The sequence below is a fragment of the Streptomyces sp. NPDC041135 genome (genome assembly GCF_055592085.1).
This window is the reverse complement of the sequence record NZ_JBVIYZ010000006.1, coordinates 50,146-72,555: the sequence shown is the minus strand read 5'-3', so window position 1 is coordinate 72,555 and position 22,410 is coordinate 50,146. Positions and strand designations below refer to the sequence as shown.

The following is a 22,410-nucleotide window of genomic DNA, read 5'->3' as shown; positions in this document are numbered from 1 at the left end:
ATCGGACAGGGTCTTGGTCCCGGTGTCGGTCCACGCGCTACTCGCACCTGGTCTGACCTGCGCAGACGGCTCTACCGAGGGATATAGGTCACATCCTGAGGGAGATTGGATCACAAATCGGCCCGGCGTTCGGGTCAGTTCCGTACGCCGGGCCGAGGGGTCACCGTGGGTTCGGCGACCGTCACGCGGTGGGGTCAGCTGAGGCGCTCGATGACCATCGCCATGCCCTGGCCGCCGCCGACGCACATGGTCTCCAGGCCGAACTGCTTGTCGTGGAACTGGAGCGAGTTGATGAGCGTGCCGGTGATGCGGGCGCCGGTCATGCCGAAGGGGTGGCCCACGGCGATGGCACCGCCGTTGACGTTCAGCTTGTCGAGGTCGATGCCGAGGTCGCGGTAGGAGGGGATCACCTGGGCCGCGAACGCCTCGTTGATCTCGACCAGGTCGATGTCGTCGATGGTGAGACCGGCGCGGCGCAGGGCCTGCTGGGAGGCGTCCACCGGGCCGAGGCCCATGATCTCGGGGGACAGGCCCGAGACGCCGGTGGACACGATGCGGGCGAGCGGGGTCAGGCCCAGCTCGCGGGCCTTGGTGTCGCTCATGATGACCAGCGCGGCGGCGCCGTCGTTGAGCGGGCAGCAGTTGGCGGCGGTGACCATGCCGTCGGGGCGGAAGACCGGCTTCAGGCCCTGCACGCCCTCCAGCGTGACGCCGGCGCGCGGGCCGTCGTCCTTGCTGACGACCGTGCCGTCGGGAGTCGTCACCGGGGTGATCTCCCGCTCCCAGAAGCCGTTCTTCAGCGCTTCCTCGGCGAGGTTCTGCGAGCGGACGCCGAACTCGTCCATGTCCTGGCGGGTGACGCCCTTGGAGCGGGCGAGGTTCTCCGCGGTCTGGCCCATCGCGATGTAGGCGTCGGGGACCAGGCCGTCCTCGCGCGGGTCGTGCCAGGTGGTGCCCTCCTGCTCCGCGACGGCGGCGGTGCGCGCCTCCGCCTCGGCGAAGAAGGGGTTGTGCGTGTCCGGCAGGCTGTCGGAGTTGCCCTTGGTGAAGCGGGAGACCATCTCGACGCCGGCCGAGATGAAGACGTCGCCCTCACCGGCCTTGATCGCGTGCAGCGCCATGCGGGAGGTCTGCAGCGAGGAGGAACAGTAACGGGTGACCGTGCAGCCGGGCAGGTGGTCCATGCCCATCTGCACGGCGACGATCCGGCCCAGGTTGTTGCCCTGCTCGCCGCCGGGGAGGCCGCAGCCGAGCATGAGGTCGTCGATGTCCCTGGGGTCCAACTCGGGGACCTTCGCGAGGGCCGCCTGGATGATCGTGGCGGTCAGGTCGTCGGGGCGCAGGTCCTTGAGGGAGCCCTTGAAGGCGCGACCGATCGGTGAGCGGGCGGTCGAGACGATGACGGCTTCGGGCATCACGGCTCCAAACAACGGATTCGGCAGGGCTGAGTGGGAAGTTACCCGGCCGTATCGAGCCGGTCACTGGTGTGGCGGTGTGACACTGGACGCACTTTCTAAGCGCTTGCTTTGTCGGTGGTCCCGTTCCGGCCACGACTCGGGCCGCTGGGCCCCGGGGACCCACCGGGGCGCCCGGGCGCCCCAGCGCACGGCCCGGACGCCCGTGCCGCACGGTTTGGGGCGCCCGTACGTACGGAAGCGGCGCCCATGCCCGCGGCCCGGGCACCCCGCGCGCTACTCCGGCGGCGACAAGGGCTGGAGGGACGGGACCGGGGCCGTCTCGGAGACCCGGCGCCGGCGCCGCCGCTTGAGCAGCACCCAAGGGCCGCGCGGCCCCGTCGGCAGCGCCGCCGTGACCTCCGTACCGGCCTCCGAGGCGGCCTCCGCGGCCGCACGCGCCACCGGCAGGAAGCCCTCGCGGCGGGAGACGTCCGGGCGCTCCTCCTCGGCCGGCCACAGCCCCAGCGCCGCGCACACCGTGGGCAGGACCGCCATCGCCGCCGTCGCGTACCCCTCCGCGGAGGGGTGGTAGTTGTCCGGGCCGAACAGCTCCCGCGGGTTCGCCTCGAACTCCGGGCCCAGCAGGTCGCCCAGCGACACCGTCCGGCCGCCCTGCCCGATCACCCCGATCGTCTGGGCCGCCGCCAGCTGCCGCGAGGCCCGCCGGGCCAGCCACCGCAGCGGCTGCTGCACCGGCTCGATCGTGCCCAGGTCGGGACAGGTGCCGACGACGACCTCGGCACCGGCCGTGCGCAGCCGCCGGACCGCCGCCGCCAGGTGCCGTACCGAGCGGGTGGGCGGCATCCGGTGGGTCACGTCGTTCGCGCCGATCATGATCACGCAGACGTCGGGGAAGGGCGCGGGGGAGGACAGCACCAGCGCCACCTGGCGGTCGAGGTCGTCGGACCGGGCGCCGGGCAGGGCCACGTTGCGCAGCTCCACCGGGCGCTCCGCCACCGCCGCCAGACCCGACGCCACCAGGGCGCCCGGCGTCTGGCCCGCCCGGTGCACGCCCTGCCCGGCCGCCGTGGAGTCACCGAGCATAGTCAGCCGCAGCGGCGGCTCACCCGGGACGTCGTAGGCATGGCCGTACACCCCGTCCGCCACCGGGACCCGCCCCCCGCCGCCGCCGTTGCCCACGTGCCGTTTGGCCAGCCGCAGCTCGGCCAGCACCAGGCCGACGGCCGCCGCGCCCACCAGCCCGGCCCCGCCCCCGCCGTATGCCGCGCCGGCCGCGATCCGCCGGGCCACCCGCGCCCTCGACATGCTCGTCATGCGTCGCCGTCACCTCCACTCAGCCGTACACCCACTCCTTGCCCCGTACCGACCGTGTGCCAATCTCGACGGGGAGTGAAGGACGGCCTCGGCCCGGCGCCGGGCCTTAGGCTGGCGAGACCACTACGACCACTCTTTTTGCAAGCAACCGGAGACAACGGTGCGATTCCACGACTCGATGATCAGCCTCGTCGGCGACACCCCGCTGGTGCGGCTCAACAACGTGACCAAGGGCATCCAGGCGACCGTCCTGGCCAAGGTGGAGTACTTCAACCCGGGCGGTTCCGTGAAGGACCGCATCGCCCTGCGCATGATCGAGGCCGCCGAGCAGAGCGGTGAACTGAAGCCGGGCGGCACCATCGTGGAGCCGACCAGCGGGAACACCGGCGTCGGACTGGCGATCGTGGCCCAGCAGAAGGGGTACAAGTGCATCTTCGTGTGCCCCGACAAGGTGAGCACCGACAAGATCAACGTACTGCGCGCGTACGGCGCCGAAGTGGTCGTCTGCCCGACCGCCGTGGACCCGGAGCACCCGGACTCCTACTACAACGTCTCCGACCGGCTGGTGCGGGAGACGCCGGGGGCGTGGAAGCCCGACCAGTACTCCAACCCCCACAACCCCCTCTCGCACTATCACTCGACCGGCCCCGAACTGTGGGAGCAGACCGAGGGCCGGATCACCCACTTCGTGACCGGCGTCGGCACCGGCGGCACCATCTCCGGCACCGGCCGCTACCTCAAGGACGTCAGCGACGGCCGGGTCAAGGTCGTCGGCGCCGACCCGGAGGGCTCGGTCTACTCCGGCGGCTCGGGCCGGCCGTACCTGGTCGAGGGCGTCGGTGAGGACTTCTGGCCGTCCGCCTACGACCGGAGCGTCGCCGACGAGATCGTCGCCGTCTCCGACAAGGACTCCTTCCAGATGACCCGCCGCCTGGCCAAGGAGGAGGGCCTGCTGGTCGGCGGCTCCTGCGGCATGGCCGTCGTCGCCGCGCTCCGGGTCGCCGAGCGGCTCGGACCGGACGACGTGGTGGTCGTCCTGCTCCCGGACAGCGGCCGCGGCTACCTCAGCAAGATCTTCAACGACGAGTGGATGGCCGACTACGGCTTCCTCGAGGACGAGGGCCCCAGCGCCCGCGTCTGCGACGTCCTCAGCGACAAGGCGCACGGCGCCATCCCCTCCCTGGTGCACATGCACCCCGAGGAGACCGTCGGCCAGGCCATCGAGGTGCTGCGCGAGTACGGCGTCTCGCAGATGCCGGTCGTCAAGCCGGGCGCCGGTCACCCGGACGTGATGGCCGCCGAGGTCGTCGGCTCGGTCGTGGAACGGGAGCTGCTGGACGCCCTGTTCAGCAAGCGGGCCTCGCTGGAGGACCCGCTGGAGAAGCACATGTCGGCCCCGCTGCCCCAGGTCGGCTCCGGCGAGGCCGTCGGCGACCTGATGTCCGTGCTCGGCACGGCCGACGCGGCGATCGTCATCGCGGAGGGCAAGCCCACCGGGGTGGTCAGCCGGCAGGACCTGCTGTCCTTCCTGGCCAAGGGCGGAAAGCACTAGCGCGAAGCACGGGCGACGTCCTGGTGAACCGCGCGTGCCGGTACGGCGCCCGCGGTTCACCGGGCCGCCCGGCGGGCTTCGGTGAAGTGGTACGAGGGCGTCACGTGTACGCAGCACCGGCTTAACACGGGTCAGGCAGATTGGTGGGTGTCGGCAGGGCGAGGGGAATACCTCCCAGGCAGTGAGCACTGGGGGAGGTTCCCGCCCCGGCCGGCCGCGAACGGCGCCAAGGACCTCCGGAGCGGCTCCCGGACCTCCATGGACGCCTCGGACGCGCCAGCCCGGTCCTGACCCGGCCCGCGTCCTTCGCGGGGACCGCCGTCGTCCCGCCCCCCGGCAACGGGGGTGCGGCGGTCCCCGCGCACACCTCTTCCCGACCGTGCCCGCGCCCCGGCAACGGGGCCCTGCGGCGGCTCCTGCGCCGCCTCGCCGGTCACCGCGAGCGGCACCTTCCCCGCCGGCCCGGTTCCCCCGGCGAACGTCCCGTCACGCCGGCCCGGTTCCCCCGGCGAACGTCCGGTCACTCCGTCCAGTCGCTGTCCTGGGAGGGCGTGCGGCGCCGTCCGCCGAACAGGCCGGGCGTGGTGCGGGCCGCCTGCACCACGTTGACGCCGACGATGCCGGCCCAGGCGGCCAGCAGTCCGGGCAGCTGCGCGGTGCCGGCGCCGATCGCGGACAGCGGTATCGCCAGCACCAGCGAGACGATGCCGAAGCCGAAGCGCTCGCCCCAGGTGTCGGTGCCCTGCCCGCCCCGGGTGTCCCGCGCGGCCCGCAGCTGCTGCTCGGCCAGGGTGCGGCGCAGCCTGCGCTCGACCGCCGTGTCGATGCGCTGGTCGACCTTGTCCAGGAAGGAGTCCACGAGTGCCGACTCGTACTCCTCGCCCAGCTCCCGGCGCGCCTGAAGGGTGGCGTCGAGTTCTTTCCTGAGGTCGGTGTCCCGCCCGTCCGCTGCCGTCATACGGGCCACGGTAGACAGCGGGCGGGCCCCGGCGCACTGGGGACAGCCCCCCTGTCGGTGCGGGGGCGGACCCCGGGGTCCGGCTCGGCGCGGGCACGCGGCGCCGCGACACCCCGGCGGGCCGTCCCTTGCCTGCCGCGACACCCCGGCAGGTCGTCCCTTGCCTGTCTGCATAACGTCATGCAGAGTTCTAGGTGTGTGAATACCGGGTGCCGGGCCGGACACCCCGCCCCCTCGGCCACGCTGTACTCTCCCGGGACGTCGGGGCGCGGGCCGGCTTCGCCTCGCCGCCGCCGTACGGACGCTGCGCCGGCGTGGACTGTGGAGGGGGAGCACGGCATGAGCGCGGAGAGGACCACGGGTGTGACCAGCGACGGGACCACGGTTCAGACCCAGGGCGCGGCCCCGGGCCGGGCCGGGGACGACCTCGGGAACGGCACCGGCGACGGGAGCGGGAAGGGCGCCGCGGCCGCATCCCGGCGCGGCGCCGCGGGCGGGGGCCGGGGCGGCACCGGGAGCGGTGCCACCGCCGTGTCCGACAGTCCCGCCGCACGCCTCCAGGCGCTCTTCGAGGGCCACCGGCTCACCCCGACCCAGCGGCGCATCGCCCACAGCATGGTGCGGCGCGCCGCCGACGTGCCCTTCCTGTCCAGCGTCGAGCTGGCCGACCTGGCCGGCGTCAGCCAGCCCTCGGTGACCCGGTTCGCCGTCGCCCTCGGCTTCGACGGCTACCCCGCCCTGCGACGGCACCTGCGGGAGGTGGTGCCCGCCGAACCGGCCGCGGACGCGGCGTCGTACAACGAGTACCAGCAGGCCGTCGAGGCCGAGATCGAGAACCTCAGGCACCTGGCCGAGCTGCTGGCCGACCCGCGCCCGGTGCGCACGGCGGGCCGGCTCCTCGCCGCCTCCCGCCCGCTGCCCGTCCTCGGGCTGCGCGCCGCCGCCTCCCAGGCCTACGGCTTCGCCTACTTCGCCGCCAAGGTCCACCCGGACGTCCGGCTGCTGGACGAGGGCGGCACGATGATCCACGACCGGATCGACGCCGCCGTCCGCGCGGGCGCCTCCGCCCTGCTCTGCTTCGCGCTGCCCCGCCACCCCCGCGAGGTCGTGGACACCCTCGCCTACGCGCAGCGTTCGGGCCTGACCGTCGTCACGGTCGCCGACTCCGCGTTCGCGCCGGTCGCCCGCCACTCCGACCTGCTGCTGCCCGCCGCCGTCGGCACCGGCCTCGCCTTCGACACCGCCTGCGCGCCGATGCTGCTGGGCCGGGTCCTGCTGGAGGCCCTCTGCGACGACCTGCCGGACGCCCAGGCCCGCCTGGAGGAGTTCGACGCCAAGGCGGCGGCCCGGGGGCTGTTCGTGGAGTGACCCGCCGGACCCGCCCGGTCCCGGCGCGCTCTCAGACTCGTCTCACCTTCGCTCGGTAACCTCCCGGGCCGACAGGACTGCGCCCGAGGACGAGGAGGCGGAACGTGGCGCGCGGAGATCGCGGGGTACGGGGAGCACATGGTCTGGCCCGGGTGGCCGTGGTCGTACGGGCCGGGGCGGCGCCGCTGTGGTGGTGCGGCGTGGTCGCGGCGGGGGCCGGGCTGCTCCCGCCGGGGCTGACGGGGCGCCGGATCGGCGTACTGGCCGGGGCGGCGCTGTTCCTGGTGGCCGCCGCCGTCGTGGCGGGCACCCGCCGCAAGCGGTACGGCGCCCTCGCGCGCGGTGCCGCCCGGGCGGGCCGGCACGACGTGCTGCAGGACCGGTCGGTGACCGTCCGCACCTGGCGGCGGGGCCACCGCTGGTGGCTGCTGGCGGCGTGCGCCGCCGCGCTGGGCGGCTCCTTCGCGGTGCCGGCGGCGGGGGGTCTGCTGCTCGCCGGGGCCGGCTGCGGGCTGTGGCTGAAGGCGGCCTGGCTGGGGCGGCGTGAGCGCGCCGGGGACCAGCTGCTGTGGGTGCGGGTCGACTGGCTGGACCGGCGGGGCGGGGCCCCGGCCGGCAAGACCGTCAAGGCGTTCCGCGGCACGGGCATCGCGGCCGGCGACGCCGCCCCGGGCGGGGCGCGTCGCCGTACCGCGGCGCTCGTCTGACGCCGGGCCGCGGCGGCTCAGACCTCGAGTTCCTCCTCGATCCGCTTCAGCTGGTGCCGGGCCATCGCCAGGTTGGCCCGGGCGGAGTCGAGCACCAGGTAGAGGAAGAGGCCGTTGCCGCCGCGGCCCTTGAGCAGCCGGATCAGGTGGTACTGGCTGGACAGCGTGATCAGGATGTCCTCGATCTCGCCCTTCAGGCCCAGGTGCTCCATCGTGCGCATCTTGGCCCGGATGACGTCCGTGTTGCCGGCGGCGGCCACGTTCAGGTCGAAGGTCTTGCTGCTGCCCAGCGTGCCCAGCGCCATGCCGCTGGTGTAGTCGACGAGCGCGACGCCGGTCGCGCCCTCGATGGAGGTGAGCGCCTCTTTCAGAGCGGTCTCGGTGTTGGCCATGGTTGTCTCGTTCCTCTCAGCTGTCGGTTGCGGTGCGCGCGTCGGGCGCGGTGGTGCGTGGCGTACGCGGGGTCCGGGTACGCAGGGGCGGTGGTGCGGCCGGTACCGCGGGGGCCGGCGGGGCGGCCGGACGGGCGGCCAGGGCGGCGGCCTCGGCGGCGTCGACCAGCTCCCCGATCCGGGCCCCGGCCCGGCGGCCCTCCAGGTGCAGCCGGCCCACGTTGACCCGGTCCTCGGCCAGCAGGGTGAGCACGGCGGTACGGCCGGCCGCGTAGGTGGCGACGTAGCCCTGGTCGCCGCGGACCAGCAGCTCCCGCAGGCCGCCGCGCCCGGTGGCGTCGGTGACCCGGACGGCGACGCCGAGCGCCGCGGCGGTCAGCGCCGCGAGGCCGTCCCCGTCGACGCCCGGGGTGTCCTCGGCGATGACGAGGCCGTCGACGCCGGCCGCCAGGGCGCCGGTCAGCTGCGGGACCCGGGTCCGCAGCCGGTGCAGCTCGGCGACGATCTCGCCGAGGGCCGTCCCGGGTAAGGCGGGCTCGGCTGCCATCAGATGTCTCCTCTCGGCGGGGCGGTGCCGTTCAAAGCGCCTCCAGCGCATCCCTGAGCCTCTTCAGCAGCGCGATGTCGGGGTCGGTGACCGGGGTCGGCGGCGGGGGCGGCGGTGCGGGCGGTGGCGGCTCGGGTGCCGTCCGCCCCGGTGTCACCCAGCCCGCCGCCGCGAGCCGGCGCACGTCCACCAGCGTGTGGAAGGCCTGCCTGCCCAGCGCCCGCGCTATCCGGGGCGCCGTGCACACGCCGTCCACCTGGTCCAGGACCGCCCGCCGGCGTGCGGTCAGGGGCACGGCGGCGACCGGGTCGGCCCGGATCAGCGGCGCGCTGTCCGCCGCCGGGTCCGGCCACAGGCGGTGCAGCAGCCCCCGCCGCCGCAGCGTCTCCCGCTCCAGCGCGACCACGGGCACCGTGGGCAGCGGACCGGGACTCCCGGCGGGCACCGGGCCGTAGCGGAAGCGCCCCGGCGTGCTGCTGGGCGCCAGCGCGAAGTACCCGGCGTCGTACAGCGCGTCCAGGTGGGCCAGCTCCAGTGCGCCGGAGGGCAGCAGGCGGGCCTCCAGCAGCAGCCGGGCGGTCACCGCGAGGTCGCCGCCCGCGCGCTCGGCGGCCCGGCGCCAGGCGGCCGGGGCCAGGGTGCCGTGGGCCGTGAGGAGCACGCCGAGGTCCGGGGCGAGGGGACTCTCGGCGTACACCACCCGGCCCCCGACGATGTGCAGGGTGCCGAACTCGCGGACCAGCACGCCGGTGGCCCGTTCCTCGGCGAGCCGGGTGAGCATCGGCGAGAGCGCGCCCGCCGCCCGCTCCCGTACGGCCGCCTGGTCCCTGTCCCGCACCGGCAGCGGCGGAGATGTCCTGACCGTGGTCATCCCAGCACCAGCCGGGAGGCCATCTCGCCGAGCCGGATGCGGGCGAGGGCGAGGTTGCCGTCCGCGCGGCTGAGCCACAGGTGCAGGAAGACGCTGCTGTCGAAGCTGGTGTCCACGAACCGCAGCAGGTGGTAGCTGTCGCGGTTGCTGACGATCAGGTCCTCGACCGGCGGCGCCTTCCGGTCCCCGCCCGGGCCGCCCGTCCGGCCGTCCCCTGCGCCGCCGCCCGGGCCGCCGCTCTCGCCGGGCTCGCCGTCCAGGGCCCGGAAGGCTCCGTGCTCGGCGGCCAGCCGGGCCAGTTCGGCGGCCTCGGCGGCGGTGGCCTCGTGGTCACCGCCGGGGGCCTCCCCGACCGTGCCCAGGGCCAGCCCGCTCGTCCAGTCCACCAACGCGGCTCCCCGGGCACCGGGCAGGCGCATCGCTTCCAGTAAGCACTCGTCGATTCCGGGCACCGTGGCTCCCCTCCCGCCTGGGAATCCGGTTGAGTGACGCCGACACTACGCAACGTGTGTGCGGGAGGTGAGGCCTTTGGCATTTTCCGGTGGAACATGCTTCCGGCGTACTAGGGTGGCCAACCGTGCTGTCGCCGGGGCCAGTTGACCCCGAACGCCACCCGGTGCGTCAACGGCGCCCGGGCGCGCGCAGGGTGGTGAGCGCGGAAGCGTGCGCCCCTCCGGATTCGGCCACGATCTCGGCCACCGACTGCGGCTCGCGCACGGTCGCGAAGGCCACGCCGCCCGCTCCGTCCGGCGCGAACCCGTAGATCCCGGGCCGGGCCAGCGAGTTGTAGGCGTAGTGGTGCGCGAAGTAGTACGCCCCCGTGTCCAGCGCCGCCGCGTGGTCGCCCGGCTCCAGCAGCGGCAGCGTCCGGCCCTCGGCGAGCAGGTCGCCGGAGAAGCAGGCCGGGCCCGCCACGTCCTGCTCCACCCCGGGCCCCCGCTTGGCCCGCCCCCGGGCGTCGTAGGCGGCGATCCGCAGCGGCCACGCCTGCGGCACGTAGACCGTCCGCGTCGCCACCTGCACGCCCGCGTGCGTCACCGCGATCCGCCGCCCGCCGGCGCTCTTGGCGTACTCCACCCGGGCCACCACCGTCCCGTGCTTGGCCAGCAGTGACCGACCGAACTCGGTCACCAGCCCGTACCGCCCGCCGAACAGCCCCGGCACCTCCCGGGCCAGCAGCCGCGCGTACTGCGCGTACGACGGCGTCGTGGCCTCCGAGGCGAAGTTCACCGGCAGCCCGCCGCCGATGTCGACCGTGTCGATCTGCCGCCGCCCGATCCGCGCGTTGACCTCCTCGGCGAGCCGGTGGGCCTCCGCTACGCCGCGGGCCATCAGCGACAGCGGGACACCCTGCGAACCGGTGTGCGCGTGCAGCCGGGTCAGCCACGGCCGCTCCAGGTACGCCCGCACCACCCACTCGCGCGCCCCCTCGTCGCGCAGCGCCACCCCGAACTTCGACGTCCGCGTCGCCGTCGAGGTCGCCCCGATGCTGCCGCCGCCGACCTGCGGGTTGATCCGCAGGCCCAGCGGGGAGCGGGTGGGCGCCGAGCCGACCAGGGCGTCCAGGCGCGCCAGCTCCCCGGGGCTGTCGGCGTTGACGGCGACGCCCAGGGCCAGCGCCTCCCGCAGCTCCGCCGGTGTCTTGGCGGGCGAGTCGAACACCGTGCGCGTCGGCGGCACCCCGGCCGCCCGGGCCAGCGCCAGCTCGCCGGGGCTCGCCACCTCCGCGCCGATGCCCGCCCGGTCCAGCAGCCGCAGCACCGGCACCAGCGGGGTCGCCTTCACCGCGAAGGCGTGCAGCACCGGCGTGCCCGGCGCGGTGACCGCGTCGAACGCCGCGCGCAGCTGCGCCGCCGACTCCTCGATGCCGGTGACGTCCAGCAGGCCCACCACGGCCGCGCCGGGGCCCAGCAGGCCCTGCTCCACCGCGGCCCGTACCGCCGCGTCGCGCCGGGCGGCGCGGTCCGCCGCCGCCCGGTCGGTGCCGGCGCCGTCCTCGCTGTCCTCGGTGCGCGCGCCGCTGCCGATGGCGTGTTCCACAGCTTCCCCCCGGGTCCGGTTCAGGTTCGTCGTGGTCCGTCGTGGTCCGCCGTGGCCGGTCACCTCGCCGTGCCGTCCGTCGCGGTTCCTTCCAGCCAAACATCCGCGGCGCGCCGATGCGCCCGCGCCGCCCTATTGACTAGTTCTATTCAGAAAGCGAGGATGTGAATAGACGTAGTAACAGGAGGAGGCAGACGATGTCGGGACCCCGCCCCGTACGAGCGCCGCGCGGTACGGAACTCAGCACTCTGGGCTGGCAGCAGGAAGCCGCCCTGCGGATGCTGCAGAACAACCTCGACCCGGAGGTCGCCGAACACCCCGACAAGCTCGTCGTCTACGGCGGCACCGGCAAGGCGGCCCGGGACTGGCGCTCCTTCGACGCCATGGTCCGCACCCTGCGCACCCTCAAGCAGGACGAGACCATGCTGGTCCAGTCGGGTCGCCCCGTCGGCGTCATGCAGACCCACGAGTGGGCCCCGCGCGTCCTCATCGCCAACTCCAACCTCGTCGGCGACTGGGCCAACTGGGAGGAGTTCCGCCGCCTGGAGGCCCTCGGTCTGACCATGTACGGCCAGATGACCGCCGGCTCCTGGATCTACATCGGCACCCAGGGCATCCTCCAGGGCACCTACGAGACCTTCGCCGCCGTCGCCGCGAAGAAGTTCGGCGGCACCCTGGCCGGGACGATCACCCTCACCGCCGGCCTCGGCGGCATGGGCGGCGCCCAGCCGCTCGCCGTCACCATGAACGACGGCGTCGCCCTCTGCATCGACTGCGACCCGCGCGCCATCGACCGCCGCATCGAGCACCGCTACCTCGACGTGCGGGCCGACTCCCTCGACCACGCCCTCCAGCTGGCCATCGAGGCCCGCGACGCGCGCCGCCCGCTGTCCATCGGCGTGCTCGGCAACGCGGCCGAGCTGGTCCCGCAGCTGCTGGCGATGGGCGCCCCCATCGACATCGTCACCGACCAGACCTCCGCCCACGACCCGCTGTCCTACCTCCCGGTGGGAGTCGACTTCGACGACATGGCCGACGCAGCCGCCAAGGACCCGGCCGGCTTCACCACCCGGGCCCGCGAGTCCATGGCCCGGCACGTCGAGGCGATGGTCGGCTTCCTGGACGCCGGCGCCGAGGTCTTCGACTACGGCAACTCCATCCGCGGCGAGGCCCGGCTGGCCGGATACGACCGGGCGTTCGCGTTCCCCGGCTTCGTCCCCGCCTACATCCGCCCGCTGTTCTGCGAGGGCAAGGGCCCCTTCCGCTGGGCGGCGCTCTCCGGCGACCCGGCCGACATCGCGAAGACCGACCGGGCGCTGCTGGACCTCTTCCCGGAGAACGAGTCCCTGCACCGCTGGATCAAGATGGCCGGCGAGCGCGTCCACTTCCAGGGCCTGCCCGCCCGGATCTGCTGGCTCGGCTACGGCGAGCGCGACCGGGCCGGCGAGCGCTTCAACGACATGGTCGCGAGCGGCGAGCTGGCCGCCCCGCTGGCCATCGGCCGCGACCACCTCGACTGCGGCTCGGTCGCCTCCCCGTACCGCGAGACCGAGGCCATGCTCGACGGCTCCGACGCGATCGCGGACTGGCCGCTGCTCAACGCCATGGTCAACGTGGCCTCCGGCGCGTCCTGGGTGTCCATCCACCACGGCGGCGGCGTCGGCATGGGCCGCTCCATCCACGCCGGCCAGGTCACCGTGGCCGACGGCACCGCGCTCGGCGGCGAGAAGATCCGCCGGGTGCTCACCAACGACCCCGGCATGGGCGTCATCCGGCACGTGGACGCCGGTTACGACATCGCGGAGACGGTGGCGGACCGGCGGGGCGTGCGGGTCCCGATGCGCGAGGGTGACCTGGCGTGACCTTCCACAGCATGTGGGCGGAGCTGCTGCCGGTCGGCCGCAGCTCCGCCTCCGGCGGCTACCGGCGCTTCGCCTGGACCGGGGCCGACACCGACTGCCGGGCCTGGTTCCGGGATCAGGCCGAGGCCCGCGGCCTGGCCTACGAGACCGACCGCAACGGCAACCAGTGGGCGTGGCTCGGCGACCCGGCCGCCGGGGACGCCGTGGTCACCGGCTCGCACCTGGACTCGGTGCCCGACGGCGGCGCCTTCGACGGCCCCCTCGGTGTCGTGTCCTCCTTCGCCGCGCTGGACGAACTGCGCGCGCGGGGAGCGCGGCCCACCAAGCCGCTGGCCGTGGTCAACTTCGGTGACGAGGAGGGCGCCCGGTTCGGCCTGGCCTGCGTCGGCTCCCGGCTCACCGCCGGACAGCTCACCGTGGAGCAGGCGCACCGGCTGACCGACGCCGACGGCGTCACCCTGCCGCGGGCCATGGCGGCCGCCGGGTACGACCCCGACGCCATCGGCCCCGACCCCGAGCGGCTCGCCCGCATCGGCGCGTTCGTCGAACTCCACGTCGAGCAGGGCCGCGCGCTGGACCTGTCCGGCGACCGCGTCGGCGTCGCCAGCGCCATCTGGCCGCACGGTCGCTGGCGGTTCGACTTCCGCGGCGAGGCCAACCACGCCGGCACCACCCGGCTCGCCGACCGCCGCGACCCGATGCTGTCGTACGCCGAGACCGTCCTCGCCGCCCGCCGCGAGGCCGAACTCGCCGGTGCCGTGGCCACCTTCGGCAAGATCGCCGTCGAGCCCAACGGGGTCAACGCCATCCCCTCCCTGGTGCGCGGCTGGCTGGACTCCCGCGCCGCCGACCAGGACACCCTGGACGCGGTCCTCGCCACGGTGGAGAAGGCGGCCCGCGCCCACGCCGACGCGCACGGCGTCGACCTCGACGTCGTCCGGGAGTCCTTCACCCCGGTCGTCGAGTTCGACCACGCCCTGCGCGACGAACTCGGCCGCATCCTGGGCCTCGGCACGGGCCTGACGGTGCCCGTCCTGGGGACCGGCGCCGGACACGACGCCGGAATCCTCTCCGGCACCGTCCCGACCGCCATGCTGTTCGTGCGCAACCCCACCGGCGTCTCGCACTCGCCGGCCGAGTTCGCGGCCGAGGACGACTGCGTGGCCGGGGTGAACGCGCTCGCCGACGTACTCGAAGGGCTGGCCTGCACGTGACGCCGACGCAGCACCCGACGCAGCACCCCGCGGCCCCGCCCGCCCGGACGTACTGGCTGGAGCACGCCTGGCTCGGCACCGCCGTCGAGCCGGGCGTGGCCCTCGACGTGCGCGACGGCCGCATCGCCGCCGTCCGTACCGGCACGCTCGCGCCGCCCCCCGGCGCCGAGGTGCTGCGCGGCCTCACCCTGCCCGGGCTCGCCAACGCCCACAGCCACGCCTTCCACCGGGCCCTGCGCGGCACGGTCCAGGTCGGCTCCGGGACCTTCTGGACCTGGCGCGAGGTCATGTACTCCGTCGCCGACCGGCTGACCCCGGAGAACTACCACGCCCTCGCCCGCGCGGTGTACGCGGAGATGGCCCTGGCCGGCATCACGGCCGTCGGCGAGTTCCACTACGTGCACCACGCGCCCGGCGGCACGCCCTACGCCGACCCCAACGCGATGGGCGAGGCCCTCGTCGAGGCCGCCTCCGACGCAGGCATCCGCATCACCCTCCTCGACACCGCCTATCTGTCCGCCGGCTTCGGCCAGCCGCCCAACTCCCACCAGCTGCGCTTCAGCGACGGCCGGGCCGACGCCTGGGCCGAACGCTGTTCAGTTCTCAAGGAACGCGAGCACGCGCGGATCGGCGCGGCGATCCACTCCGTACGGGCCGTGCCCGCCGACCAGCTGGCGACCGTGGCACGGTGGGCCGAGGAGCGGCGGGCCCCGCTCCACGTGCACCTGTCCGAGCAGACCGCCGAGAACGACGCCTGCCTGCGCGCCCATGGCCGCACGCCCACCAGGCTGCTCGCCGACCACGGCGTCCTCGGCCCGCGCACCACCGGGGTGCACAACACCCACCTCACGGACGAGGACATCGCCCTGCTGGGCGCCACCGCCACCGGCACCTGCATGTGCCCGACGACCGAACGCGACCTGGCGGACGGCATCGGCCCGGCCGTCGCCCTCCAGCGGGCGGGCTCGCCGCTGTCCCTCGGCTCCGACAGCCACGCCGTGATCGACCTGCTCGAAGAGGCGCGCGCGATGGAGCTGGACGAGCGGCTGCGCACCCGCACCCGGGGCCACTGGACGGCCGCCGCCCTGCTGCGGGCCGCGGGGGCCGACGGCCACGCCGCACTCGGCTGGGACGAGGCCGGCACCCTGGAGGCCGGCGCCCTCGCCGACTTCACGACGCTCGCCCTGGACTCGGTCAGGACAGCGGGCCCGCTGCCCCGGCTCGGCGCCGAGACGGCCGTATTCGCGGCGACCGCGGCGGACGTACGGCACACGGTCGTGGGCGGGCGGCACATCGTGCGCGACGGCGCGCACACGCGCGTGCCCGACGTGCCGGCGGCGCTGACGGACGCGATCGAAGCCCTGCGCGCCTGACGACCGCCGACCCCCACGAGGACGACACCATGAGCAGCAGCACCCTCATCACCAACATCGCCACGCTGGTCACCAACGACCCCCTCTCCGGCGACGGCTCCCCCCTCGGACTGATCCAGGACGCGGCCCTCGTCATCGACGGCGACCGGGTCGCGTGGACCGGTGAATCAAGCAAAGCACCCGCCACTGACAACCGGGTCGACGCCGGCGGCCGGGCGGTGCTGCCGGGCTTCGTCGACTCCCACTCCCACCTGGTCTTCGCGGGCGACCGCACCCAGGAGTTCAACGCCCGCATGTCCGGCCGCTCCTACAGCGCCGGCGGCATCCGCACGACGGTGGCGGCGACCCGCGCCGCCACCGACGCGGAGCTGGAGGCGAACCTCACCCGTCTCCTCGCCGAGGCGCTGCGCCAGGGCACCACGACGTTCGAGACGAAGTCCGGCTACGGCCTGACCGTGGCGGACGAGCGGCGCGCCCTGCGCATCGCCTCCGCCCACACCGACGAGGTCACCTACCTCGGCGCGCACGTCGTCCCGCCGGACTTCGCCGACGACCCGGCCGGCTACGTGGCCCTGGTCACCGGCGAGATGCTGGACGCCTGCGCCCCGCACGCCCGCTGGATCGACGTCTTCTGCGAGAAGGGCGCCTTCGACGGCGACCAGGCCCGCGCCGTGCTCACCGCCGGCCGGGCCAAGGGGCTGCACCCGCGCGTGCACGCCAACCAGCTCTCGCACGGCCCCGGCGTCCAGCTGGCCGTCGAACTGGACGCGGCCAGCGCCGACCACTGCACGCACCTCACCGACGCGGACGTCGACGCCCTCGCCCAGGGCGACACGGTCGCCACCTTGCTGCCCGGCGCCGAGTTCTCCACCCGCGCCCCCTGGCCGGACGCCCGCCGGCTGCTCGACGCGGGAGTCACGGTGGCCCTCTCCACGGACTGCAACCCGGGCTCGTCCTTCACGTCCTCGGTGCCCTTCTGCATCGCCCTCGCCGTTCGCGACATGGGCATGACCCCGGACGAGGCGGTGTGGTCCGCCACCGCGGGCGGGGCGGCGGCCCTGCGCCGCACGGACGTCGGACGGCTCACCCCGGGCGCCCGCGCCGACCTGGCGCTGCTGGACGCGCCGAGCCACGTGCACCTGGCGTACCGGCCGGGCGTGCCGCTGGTCGCGCAGGTGTGGCGGCGCGGCGAGCGGGTCGGCTGAGGGCGCGGAAGGACGAGCGGGTCGGCCGAGGGCGCGGAAGGACCGACGGGGAGCGGCCCGTGGTCCCGGTGGGGCGGGACCGGGCCGCTCCCCGGGACGTGTGCTGCCGGGCGGAGGGTCACTCCTCCAGCGTCAGCCCCTTGCGCAGCCGCCCCAGCGTCCGCGACAGCAGCCGGGAGACGTGCATCTGGGAGATGCCGAGTTCCTCGCCGATCTCCGACTGGGTCAGCCCCGCGACGAAGCGGAGGGAGAGGATCTTCCGGTCCCGGTCCGGCAGCTGCGCGATCAGCGGCTTCAGCGACTCGACGTACTCGACGCCTTCGAGCCCGTGGTCCTCGTACCCGATGCGGTCCGCGAGGGCGCCCTCGGTGTCGTCCTCCTCGGGCTGCGCGTCCAGCGAGGACGCCGTGTAGGCGTTCGAGGCGGCCATGCCCTCGACGACCTCGTCGTGGGACAGGCCCAGCCGCTCGGCCAGTTCCGCCACGGTGGGCGCGCGGTCCAGCCTCTGGGCCAGCTCGTCCCCGGCCTTGGCCAGCTCGATCCGCAGCTCCTGGAGCCGGCGCGGCACGCGCACGGACCAGGAGGTGTCGCGGAAGAAGCGCTTGATCTCGCCGATGATGGTGGGCAGCGCGAACGTGGGGAACTCCACGCCGCGGGACAGCTCGAAGCGGTCGATGGCCTTGATCAGACCGATCGTGCCGACCTGGACGATGTCCTCCATCGGCTCGCTGCGGGAGCGGAACCGGGAGGCCGCGAACTTCACGAGGGCGAGATTGAGCTCCACCAGGGTGTTGCGGACGTACGAGTAGTCGTGCGTGCCTTCCTCCAGCGACTCCAGCCGCTGGAAGAGGGTCTTGGACAGCGCCCGCGCGTCGACCGCCCCGACCTGGTCGTACGGGGGGATCTCCGGGAGTTCCCCGAGCGCGTCGAGAGGATCGATGGGATCCAGTTGGTCCGGTGGGGGTGTCGACGTCGCTGTGCGGGTATGCGATCCGTCGAGCCGGGGTGACATGGTGTCCTCCATCGTTCTCGGCATAAGGCTGCCGGAGCCAGTACGTGCACAGCGGTGTGCGGCGCCTCCAAAGCCGGCCGTGTCGATTTTCGTGTCCGTACTAGCCCTACCCGCTCCAGCCGACTGGTCGCAAGTGCGTTACCTGGCGTTATGTCCGTTTCTGCGAGGTTGTTCGGGTGTCGTAGTCGGTGCGGAGGGCGTAATGTTCGAGGGCATCAGCAGGGCATCAGCAGGACATCCGTACGGCAATCTGTATGGCAATCGGAACGGCAGCCGGTGCTGCGGCCATGACGGCCGCCGGTACGGCGGCCCCTACGGCAGTCAGTCAGCAGCCACGACCTCGGGAGAGAGACGGCATGGACCACGGGACGGTCGGCAGCGCACAGTCGGGCCGGCTTCTGGTGGAGGTGCGGGAAGAGGGCTCCAGCGCCGTAGTGACACCGGCGGGTGAGCTTGATCACCACACCGCCGATCTTTTGCGCGAGCCGCTCGACGACCTCCTCGCCAAGGGCTTCTCACGACTTGTCGTGGACTGCTCACGGCTGGAGTTCTGTGACTCGACGGGACTGAACGTCCTGCTGGGTACCAGGCTCAAGGCGGAAGCCGCCGGGGGCGGGGTCCATCTGGCCGGAATGCTGCCAGTTGTCGCCCGGGTGTTCGAGATCACGGGCGCGGAGGCGGTCTTCACCGTCCACGAGTCCGTCGAGGCGGCCCTGGCCGGAGAGACCGGCTGAGCCGGTTGTCCGGCCACCCCGCGCGATCGGCGCCCCGGGCTTCGCACCGGCCACGCCGAACCTGGGGGGTGTTCCGCCGGATCGGTCGGGCAGGAGACATCCTGACACCGTCGGCTCAGGGCACCGGGACGCCCCGGGCCGGCGTGGAACCGACGAACGACCTGCGTACGACTTACGTACCGACTGATGTCGGCCGGTACCGCCCGGCACCGACCGGTCGGGCGGCACCGGCCGCCCGGCACCGCCCGGTGCCGGACTTCTGAAATTGTGAACTGGTGAACTGGTGAATCGGTGAGGTGAAGCGCTGATGAGCACCACCCGGCCTTGTCCGCCGGGCGACCGCGGCCCGGAGCCGAGCGGCGCTTCCGGGGCGTCCGAAAGGGGTGCGCCGACGGCAGGCGCGCCCACGGGGGCAGCCGCGCCGTCCGTCCCGCCCGAGGGCGCTGAGGGCCTGACGGGCCCCGGGGGTCGCCCGGGGGGCCTGGTGAGCCCGTTCGCGCTGTCCGAGGCCCCTGAGGTGGAGGGAGACCGGTCCGTGCCGTCCGCACAGAGCAGCGAGGGCGGTGACGGCCGCGAGAGCGGTCAGGGCCCCCGCGGCCGCCAGGTCCGCAGACTGCGCCTCGACGGCGAGAGCGGCGTCGTGCCGCTCGCCCGTGACTTCACCCGCCAGGCGCTGTACGCGTGGGGCTGGCTGCCGGCCGCCTCCGCCGACCAGCGGGCCGCCGCCGAGGACGTGCTGCTGGTCGTCTCCGAGCTGGTCACCAACGCCTGCCTGCACGCCGAGGGGCCCGAGGACCTGTTCCTCGCCTGCGACAACAAGGTGATCCGCATAGAGGTCTCCGACCGGGGCGCCGGCCAGCCCGCGCCGCGCACCCCGCACCGCGCCGGACGCCCCGGCGGCCACGGCATGTTCATCGTGCAGCGGCTCTGCCTGGACTGGGGTGTCGTACGGTCCGAGGGCCGCGCGGGCAAGACGGTCTGGGCGGAACTGGGCGCACCGGCCTGACCCGCCGGGTGCCGCTGCCCGGGCGCCGCTGCCCCGAGCCGCCGGCACGAGGGGCGCACAGGAATTACACAGCCGCCGGACGCACGAAAGGGCCGCCGCACCGAAGGGTGCGGCGGCCCTTTCGCAGGAGCCCGGGGCGGACGTGCGTCAGTTCACGTCGCCCATGAGCTTCTTGACCTTGTTGCGGTACATCCACACCGCGACACCGGCGACGACGGCCAGGGCGGCCTCCAGGGCCACGATGCCCGTCTTGTTGAGGTCGACGTTCGCCACGCCCAGCAGACCGGTGGTGGCGTCACCCGCGGTGACGGCCAGGAACCACACGCCCATCATCTGGGAGGCGTACTTCGCGGGCGCCATCTTCGTGGTGACCGACAGGCCGACCGGGGAGAGCAGCAGCTCGCCGACGGTCTGCACGAAGTAGATCGCCACCATCCACAGGGCGGCCGCCTTGTGACCGCCGTCGGCGATCGCGAGCGGGGCGAGGAACAGGAAGAAGGACGCGCCGACCAGGATCAGGCCGAGGGCGAACTTGGTCGCCGTGCTCGGCTCCTTGCCGCGCCGGGCCAGGGCGATCCACACCGAGGCGAAGACCGGCGCGAACGCCATGATCATCACCGGGTTGACCGACTGGTACCAGGAGACCGGGAACTTCCAGCCCAGGACGCTGTTCTCGGCCGAGGAGTCGGCGAAGATCGACAGGGTCGAACCGCCCTGGTCGTAGATCATCCAGAACACGGCGGCGGCGACGAAGAACCAGATGTACGCCGACATCTTCGACCGCTCGGCGCCGTCCAGGTCCTTGTCCCGCTTGATGCGCGCGAGCACGATCACCGGGATGACCAGACCGGCGACGATGATCGGGACCATCACCCAGTTCAGGGTGTAGACGCCGGTGAAGCCGACGATCGCGTAGAAGACCGCGGCGACGGCCGCCCACAGGGCCGCCTTGCGCATGGTGGCGGCCTTCTCCTGCGGCGACAGCGGGGTCGGCACGACGCTGGAGCGCGGGTTCAGGTGCCGGGTGCCGAGCAGGAACTGGGCCAGGCCCAGCGCCATGCCGACCGCGGCGAGCGCGAAGCCCAGGTGCCAGTTGACGTTCTGGCCGACGGTGCCGATCGCCAGCGGGGCGGCGAAGGCGCCCAGGTTGATCCCGATGTAGAAGATCGTGAAGCCACCGTCGCGGCGCGGGTCGTCGGGGCCGTCGTAGAGGTGGCCGACCATCGTCGAGATGTTGGCCTTCAGCAGACCGGAGCCGATGGCGACCAGACCGAGGCCCGCGAAGAAGGTGCCGGCGGTCGGCAGGGCCAGGGTGAGGTGGCCCAGCATGATGACGGCACCGGCCACGGCGACCGTCTTGCGGGGGCCGAGGACACGGTCCGCGAACCAGCCGCCGGGCAGGGCGAGCAGGTACACGAGGGAGAGGTACACCGAGTAGATCGCGGTCGCGGTGGACGCGTTCAGGTGCAGCCCGCCCGGGGCCACGAGGTACAGCGGGAGCAGGGCCCTCATGCCGTAGTAGGAGAACCGCTCCCACATCTCGGTCATGAAGAGTGTGGCCAGTCCGCGGGGGTGGCCGAAGAAGGAGTACTCGGACCCGGGGGTGCCCGGGCGGACCGAGTCCTTCGTCAGGCTGGACGCCATGGTCGTTCCTTGCTGGTCGGGACGCGCGCGTGGCGTTGCGCGCCCGTGGGGGGAGCGGCCGGCACCGGCGGGTCGGACGTCCACCCCACGCCCAGGGGGAGCCCGCACCGGATCACGGGGCGGTGGACGGCGACCACCGGGATCCACGCCCCGTGACGCGGCGATGCGTCCGGGGCCCGGCCAGAGGTCATTCCTTTCGGGGCCGGCGTACCGGCCCGGCACACAAAAGAGACCTTCAGCGACATTGCCCGCCAAAGGTCCCCGGTGCACTACAGGCGTTCAGCTCACCATACGGCAGGACAGTGCCGGATATGGAAGGACTTGAGACGCGGATCACAGGTGTGAGTGGAACCGCAGGAGCGGATTCGAAGGTCTCGTCTTCGATCTTCCCGCAGGGCCGCAGGTATGTACCACTGTGCCCGAAGGTAAGAACCGCGCGTCGCGATCACACCCCGGCACCGCACGCGGGCGGTCTACCATCACCCCATGACCCGTGTACTGCTCGCCGAGGACGACGCTTCCATCTCGGAGCCGCTGGCCCGCGCCCTGCGCCGGGAAGGTTACGAGGTCGAGGTGCGCGAGGACGGACCCACCGCGCTCGACGCCGGCACGCAGGGCGGTGTCGACCTCGTCGTGCTGGACCTGGGCCTGCCCGGCATGGACGGCCTTGAGGTCGCCCGCCGGCTGCGCGCCGAGGGCCTCACGGTGCCGATCCTCATCCTGACCGCCCGGGCCGACGAGGTGGACACCGTCGTCGGCCTGGACGCGGGCGCCGACGACTACGTCACCAAGCCCTTCCGGCTCGCCGAACTGCTCGCCCGGGTCCGGGCCCTGCTGCGGCGCGGCGCCGCGGAGCCGCAGCAGCCGCCGGCCACGCACGGCGTGCGCATCGACGTCGAGTCGCACCGCGCCTGGATGGGCGACGAGGAACTCCAGCTCACCGCGAAGGAGTTCGACCTGCTGCGGGTGCTGGTGCGGGACGCGGGCCGGGTCGTCACCCGCGACCAGCTGATGCGCGAGGTCTGGGACACCACGTGGTGGTCGTCCACCAAGACCCTCGACATGCACATCTCCTGGCTGCGCAAGAAGCTCGGCGACGACGCGGCGAACCCCCGGTACATCGCCACCGTGCGCGGCGTCGGGTTCCGTTTCGAGAAGAGCTGAACCGCTCCGTGGTCCCGGTGCCCCTCCGG

At 73.7% G+C, this 22,410-nt stretch carries 20 protein-coding genes; 10 read left to right on the top strand and 10 right to left on the bottom strand.

Annotated features, from left to right (window positions below):
• Positions 1–194 precede the first annotated feature (194 nt).
• Together ACZ6CZ_RS16110 and ACZ6CZ_RS16105 are read right to left on the bottom strand one after the other, a co-directional pair.
• Complete coding sequence (locus ACZ6CZ_RS16110) at positions 195–1,415, bottom strand: acetyl-CoA C-acetyltransferase (protein ID WP_469020722.1); 1,221 nt, start codon at positions 1,413–1,415, stop codon at positions 195–197.
• A 276-nt stretch (positions 1,416–1,691) separates the two neighbouring features.
• A complete protein-coding gene (locus ACZ6CZ_RS16105) occupies positions 1,692–2,732 on the bottom strand; it encodes an SGNH/GDSL hydrolase family protein (protein ID WP_469020719.1) in 1,041 nt (346 codons plus the stop codon).
• Between the two features lie 160 nt (positions 2,733–2,892).
• On the opposite strand from ACZ6CZ_RS16105, the gene ACZ6CZ_RS16100 reads away from it, so the two are divergent.
• Positions 2,893–4,284 carry a cystathionine beta-synthase gene (locus tag ACZ6CZ_RS16100; protein WP_469020716.1) on the top strand — a complete coding sequence of 464 codons (1,392 nt, stop codon included), beginning with the start codon at positions 2,893–2,895 and terminating at the stop codon, positions 4,282–4,284.
• A 520-nt stretch (positions 4,285–4,804) separates the two neighbouring features.
• Here ACZ6CZ_RS16100 and ACZ6CZ_RS16095 read toward each other — a convergent pair.
• Complete coding sequence (locus ACZ6CZ_RS16095) at positions 4,805–5,242, bottom strand: hypothetical protein (protein ID WP_469020713.1); 438 nt, start codon at positions 5,240–5,242, stop codon at positions 4,805–4,807.
• A 339-nt stretch (positions 5,243–5,581) separates the two neighbouring features.
• Between ACZ6CZ_RS16095 and ACZ6CZ_RS16090 the strand changes: the two genes are divergently transcribed.
• Complete coding sequence (locus ACZ6CZ_RS16090) at positions 5,582–6,610, top strand: MurR/RpiR family transcriptional regulator (protein WP_469020710.1); 1,029 nt, start codon at positions 5,582–5,584, stop codon at positions 6,608–6,610.
• A 104-nt stretch (positions 6,611–6,714) separates the two neighbouring features.
• Entirely contained in the window at positions 6,715–7,317 is a 603-nt protein-coding gene (locus ACZ6CZ_RS16085) for a hypothetical protein (protein WP_469020707.1), read from the top strand.
• Positions 7,318–7,334: 17 nt separating this feature from the next.
• Here the strand turns inward: ACZ6CZ_RS16085 and ACZ6CZ_RS16080 are convergent, their stop codons facing one another.
• The 5 genes from ACZ6CZ_RS16080 to ACZ6CZ_RS16060 all read right to left on the bottom strand — a co-directional run bounded on the left by ACZ6CZ_RS16080 (position 7,335) and on the right by ACZ6CZ_RS16060 (position 11,155).
• Complete coding sequence (locus ACZ6CZ_RS16080) at positions 7,335–7,709, bottom strand: roadblock/LC7 domain-containing protein (RefSeq protein WP_469020704.1); 375 nt, start codon at positions 7,707–7,709, stop codon at positions 7,335–7,337.
• Positions 7,710–7,725: 16 nt separating this feature from the next.
• Positions 7,726–8,256 (bottom strand): roadblock/LC7 domain-containing protein, encoded by a 531-nt coding sequence (locus ACZ6CZ_RS16075; protein WP_469020699.1) that lies wholly within the window; start codon positions 8,254–8,256, stop codon positions 7,726–7,728.
• A gap of 31 nt (positions 8,257–8,287) precedes the next feature.
• On the bottom strand, positions 8,288–9,127 hold the full coding sequence (locus ACZ6CZ_RS16070; RefSeq protein WP_469020696.1) for a transcriptional regulator: 840 nt from the start codon (positions 9,125–9,127) through the stop codon (positions 8,288–8,290).
• A complete protein-coding gene (locus ACZ6CZ_RS16065; RefSeq protein ID WP_469020693.1) occupies positions 9,124–9,579 on the bottom strand; it encodes a hypothetical protein in 456 nt (151 codons plus the stop codon). The genes ACZ6CZ_RS16070 and ACZ6CZ_RS16065 overlap by 4 nt, the downstream gene beginning before the upstream one ends.
• Before the next feature lie 169 nt (positions 9,580–9,748).
• Complete coding sequence (locus ACZ6CZ_RS16060; protein ID WP_469021617.1) at positions 9,749–11,155, bottom strand: type III PLP-dependent enzyme domain-containing protein; 1,407 nt, start codon at positions 11,153–11,155, stop codon at positions 9,749–9,751.
• Positions 11,156–11,364: 209 nt separating this feature from the next.
• Here ACZ6CZ_RS16060 and hutU point away from each other — a divergent pair, with 209 nt between their 5' ends.
• Genes hutU through hutI form a run of 4 tightly spaced genes read left to right on the top strand, consistent with a single transcriptional unit; the run spans position 11,365 to position 16,821 of the window.
• On the top strand, positions 11,365–13,029 hold the full coding sequence (gene hutU, locus ACZ6CZ_RS16055) for a urocanate hydratase (protein WP_469020690.1): 1,665 nt from the start codon (positions 11,365–11,367) through the stop codon (positions 13,027–13,029).
• Positions 13,026–14,243 carry an allantoate amidohydrolase gene (locus ACZ6CZ_RS16050; protein WP_469020687.1) on the top strand — a complete coding sequence of 406 codons (1,218 nt, stop codon included), beginning with the start codon at positions 13,026–13,028 and terminating at the stop codon, positions 14,241–14,243. The genes hutU and ACZ6CZ_RS16050 overlap by 4 nt, the downstream gene beginning before the upstream one ends.
• On the top strand, positions 14,240–15,616 hold the full coding sequence (locus tag ACZ6CZ_RS16045) for a formimidoylglutamate deiminase (protein ID WP_469020685.1): 1,377 nt from the start codon (positions 14,240–14,242) through the stop codon (positions 15,614–15,616). The genes ACZ6CZ_RS16050 and ACZ6CZ_RS16045 overlap by 4 nt, the downstream gene beginning before the upstream one ends.
• A 29-nt stretch (positions 15,617–15,645) precedes the next feature.
• Positions 15,646–16,821, top strand: a complete 1,176-nt coding sequence (gene hutI, locus ACZ6CZ_RS16040; RefSeq protein ID WP_469020682.1) for an imidazolonepropionase — start codon at positions 15,646–15,648, stop codon at positions 16,819–16,821.
• 118 nt (positions 16,822–16,939) lie between these two features.
• On the opposite strand, the gene ACZ6CZ_RS16035 is transcribed toward hutI, so the two are convergent.
• Positions 16,940–17,833, bottom strand: coding sequence for an RNA polymerase sigma factor SigF (locus ACZ6CZ_RS16035; RefSeq protein WP_469021614.1), 894 nt, complete (start codon positions 17,831–17,833; stop codon positions 16,940–16,942).
• Between the two features lie 356 nt (positions 17,834–18,189).
• Between ACZ6CZ_RS16035 and ACZ6CZ_RS16030 the strand changes: the two genes are divergently transcribed.
• Positions 18,190–18,567, top strand: a complete 378-nt coding sequence (locus ACZ6CZ_RS16030; protein ID WP_469020679.1) for an STAS domain-containing protein — start codon at positions 18,190–18,192, stop codon at positions 18,565–18,567.
• A 307-nt stretch (positions 18,568–18,874) separates the two neighbouring features.
• On the top strand, positions 18,875–19,573 hold the full coding sequence (locus tag ACZ6CZ_RS16025; protein ID WP_469020676.1) for an ATP-binding protein: 699 nt from the start codon (positions 18,875–18,877) through the stop codon (positions 19,571–19,573).
• 147 nt (positions 19,574–19,720) lie between these two features.
• Here the strand turns inward: ACZ6CZ_RS16025 and ACZ6CZ_RS16020 are convergent, their stop codons facing one another.
• Complete coding sequence (locus ACZ6CZ_RS16020; RefSeq protein ID WP_469020673.1) at positions 19,721–21,217, bottom strand: oligopeptide:H+ symporter; 1,497 nt, start codon at positions 21,215–21,217, stop codon at positions 19,721–19,723.
• 486 nt (positions 21,218–21,703) lie between these two features.
• Between ACZ6CZ_RS16020 and ACZ6CZ_RS16015 the strand changes: the two genes are divergently transcribed.
• A complete protein-coding gene (locus ACZ6CZ_RS16015; protein WP_067024884.1) occupies positions 21,704–22,381 on the top strand; it encodes a response regulator transcription factor in 678 nt (225 codons plus the stop codon).
• Positions 22,382–22,410: the final 29 nt, after the last annotated feature.